The sequence below is a fragment of the Megasphaera sp. DJF_B143 genome, assembly GCF_900320625.1.
In the GTDB taxonomy this organism is placed as follows: Bacteria; Bacillota; Negativicutes; order Veillonellales; family Megasphaeraceae; genus Megasphaera; species Megasphaera hexanoica.
Window position 1 is genome coordinate 1 of the sequence record NZ_ONTA01000052.1, and the last position, 3334, is coordinate 3334.

The following is a 3334-nucleotide window of genomic DNA, read 5'->3' on the forward strand; positions in this document are numbered from 1 at the left end:
ACCGCCGGGATTGTTCCATTCGACGCGTCCCAGGTTGTGGACGACGTTGCCACTGGCGAAAATCAGGTATCCCTGATTGCGCAGTGGTGCCAGTTTCTGACCGAGGTCGTATAGTTCCTGCGGCGTGAGATCGCGGTTTACGGAGAGCTGGACGACGGGAATATCAGCGTCAGGGAACATATGGATTAATATCGTCCAGGTACCGTGGTCGATGCCCCACTGGTCATTGATGGATACAGCGGGTCCCAGTAGGTTTTGTACAGACCGGGTCAGACTGGCATCGCCTGGTACGGGATAGGTGACCTGATACAGCTCTTCTGGAAATCCATACATGTCGTAAACCTGGCGCGGCTGGGGTGCGCTCTGGATAAATGTGCCGGGAACATACCAATGGGCAGAAATAGCCAGAATGGCCCGGGGCGTGCCGTGGCGGGAGCAAAGCTGGCCACCAATCCGGCTCAGATTGCGGGTAATATCATTGTGCTGAAGGGCCAGCATGGGGCTGCCATGGCCGGAGAAGATGACGGGAAATGGTTGCTGTATCATAGAAAAGACCTCTCTTTCATGGTGAATCTGTAGGATATATTTTTATAATAGTATACGTGGCATTCTGAAAATATACAAGAGAATTAGCAAATTCCATGACATATGTAAAAAACAATAGCCACGAACGGTGATATTTGTTATAATGAATTAAACACGTCATCCCAACGGATTTCCTGCGGGAGAACGTCATGCAAAAGCTGTCGTACTTTTCTGTAAAGGTGTCCTGCACAGATGAGGCGGAAAGCACATCTTACACACAACGTGTCTGTCGTCCTGTGCTTTTGGCATGGGATTTTTTTTATGAGGTGATACATATGGAAACGAGAATCGCACTGATTGGTATTATCGTTGCAGACCGCAATGAGTCGGGGAAGCTGAATGAAATCCTCCATGCATATGGCCAATACATTGTCGGCCGCATGGGAGTTCCTTATAAAGATAAGCATGTCAATGTCATCAGCATCATCGTCGATGCCCCCCAGGATGTCATCAGCGCCCTGTCGGGAAAGCTGGGCATGCTTCCCGATGTGAGTACTAAGACGATTTATCCGCCGTTGCCGCAGTAGGGTGGAATGATGATGGAATATAAAGATACACAGCCTTATGCTATTACCGTAGGTGACCTGGTGCAGAAAGGAAAAGACCATATCCCGGAAGAACTTCTATCCTCGAAGCATCTGATTTACAATTCGCCGGCAGCACTGGCTTTTAATTCCCCGGGAGCACAGGGGTTCGGCGTAAAACGGGCGGGCCTTTCTATACCGGGATCTATCATGCTCCTCATCGGTCCCGGCTGTTGTGGCCGCAATACGACCATTTTGGGCGAGCAGGGAGGCTATCAGGACCGGTTTTACTTCTATATCCTCGATGAAACGGATATCGTCACGGGCAGGCACTTGCAGAAGATTCCGCAGGCTGTCGCGGAAATCGTGGAGTCCCGACGGGAGAAGCCATCGGTAGTCATGCTCTGCATGACCTGCGTCGATGCCCTCCTGGGAACGGATATGGAACGGGTCAGCCGGAAAGCGGCTTCGGTCTGCGGCGTCCCTGTCGTGCCGTGTTACATGTACGCTCTGACGCGGGAAGGGCGCAAACCGCCGATGGTCGATGTACGCCGTGCCCTCTATTCCCTGCTGGAAAAGCAGCCGCGTCATCGCCGTACGGTCAATCTGCTGGGATTTTTTTCTCCCCTGCAGGATGATTGCGAGCTGTATCCTATCCTGCGTCAGACAGGAATCAAACAGATACAGGAACTAGCCCGCTGCCGTAATTTTGAAGAATATCTGGCTATGTCCCAGGCTAATTTTAACCTCGTCCTCCATCCGGAGTCGTGGCTGGCGGCGCAGGATATGGAAAAAAGACTGGGTATCCCGTCTATTACCCTGACACGATTGTATCAGGTATCACAGATTCACCGCCAGTACATGGCCTTGTCCCGCGTTCTCGGTGCCCCTATTCAGGATGAATCGTGGCTGGAACAGGCCCGCCAGGCTGTTGAAGCAGTCCGCGCCCGCTATAGTGGTACGACTGTGGCTATAGGTGGCATGCAGAATGGCAATGCTTACGAAATGGCACTGGCTCTGACACGGTACGGGTTTACGATCAAAGAAATATATGCTAGTCTCAGTCCGGATGATTTTGTCTATCTGCGTCATCTGGCACAATGGAGCCCGGAAACAAAGGTATACTCCAACTTGTCTCCTACCATGCTCTACTATGAAGGAGCATCCCATCCGGTCGATCTGACCATTGGCAAGGATGCGGCCTGGTATCATGAAACGGCTGCCCACGTGAATTGGGATGACGATATCCAGCCTTTCGGATATGCTGGCGTCCTTTCTCTGTTGCGGCATATTGGATTGGCTCTGGACGAAAGGGGGAAAAACGGGCGATGAAAGGATTGTGGAAATATTTGTCTCCCTTTGCTCCGGACCAGTCAGGAGCGGCCGCCGTACTCTACGGTCTGGGTGGCATCGTCGTTATCTGTGATGCCGGTGGCTGTGCCGGGAATATCTGCGGCTTTGATGAACCGCGCTGGTTCAGCGGTAAAAGGAGTGCCGTTTTTAGTGCAGGACTGCGCGACATGGATGCCATCCTCGGCCGCGATGATCTGCTCGTACGCAAAGTGTGCGCAGCGGCAGAAACGGTGAATGCTGCCTTTGTGGCACTGGTGGGTACTCCCGTTCCAGCTGTCATCGGTACGGATTTCAAGGCGCTGTGCCGTATGATATCCCGTACACTCAACATACCGGCACTGGCCGTCCCGACGACAGGAATTGGCTATTATGACGACGGGATGCAGGCAGCTTACAACGCGCTGCTTCCTGTCCTGGCCCAGCCGGAGACAGTGGTGGAACGAGGCCGGGCCGGCGTCCTCGGGGCAGTTCCCCTGGAAATGGCTTCCCCGGATGAACAACAGGCCCTCATGGAGACACTGCATGGGGAAGGCTGGAAGCAGGCAATACTTTTTGACTGCCGGGAAGCGTATGAACAAGCTGGCAGGAATGAGAAGAATTTTGTCGTATCACCGGCAGCACTGGAAGGAGCACGCTACCTGTATGAACGGTTTGGGACCCCTTATGAAGTACGCTATCTGGGATGGCCCCTGCCGGCAGATATCCGGGCTGCCGTAACAGGGAAGCGGGTGCTGGTCGTCCATCAGCAGGTTACGGCCAATGCCATGGCAGAAGCGGTACAGAAAGCTGGTGCGGCTTTGGTACAGACAGCAGGATGGTTCCGGACGGAATCGTCTTGTATCCGGCCGGGACATGTCCAGCTGAAGGAAGAA

The 3334-nt window shown here is 53.4% G+C and carries 4 protein-coding genes; 3 read left to right on the top strand and 1 reads right to left on the bottom strand.

Annotated features, from left to right (window positions below; translation table 11 throughout):
- Positions 1-546 (bottom strand): dioxygenase (locus DBO31_RS01530; RefSeq protein WP_150824270.1); only part of this gene is annotated, 546 nt, incomplete at its 3' end.
- A 314-nt stretch (positions 547-860) separates the two neighbouring features.
- Here DBO31_RS01530 and DBO31_RS01535 point away from each other — a divergent pair.
- From DBO31_RS01535 to DBO31_RS01545, 3 genes are all read left to right on the top strand, one after another.
- Positions 861-1112, top strand: a complete 252-nt coding sequence (locus DBO31_RS01535; RefSeq protein WP_059075446.1) for a TM1266 family iron-only hydrogenase system putative regulator — start codon at positions 861-863, stop codon at positions 1110-1112.
- A gap of 12 nt (positions 1113-1124) precedes the next feature.
- Complete coding sequence (locus DBO31_RS01540; protein WP_150824272.1) at positions 1125-2441, top strand: nitrogenase component 1; 1317 nt, start codon at positions 1125-1127, stop codon at positions 2439-2441.
- The coding region (locus DBO31_RS01545; protein WP_150824271.1) for a nitrogenase component 1 at positions 2438-3334 on the top strand (897 nt) is incomplete at its 3' end. The genes DBO31_RS01540 and DBO31_RS01545, both read left to right, overlap by 4 nt.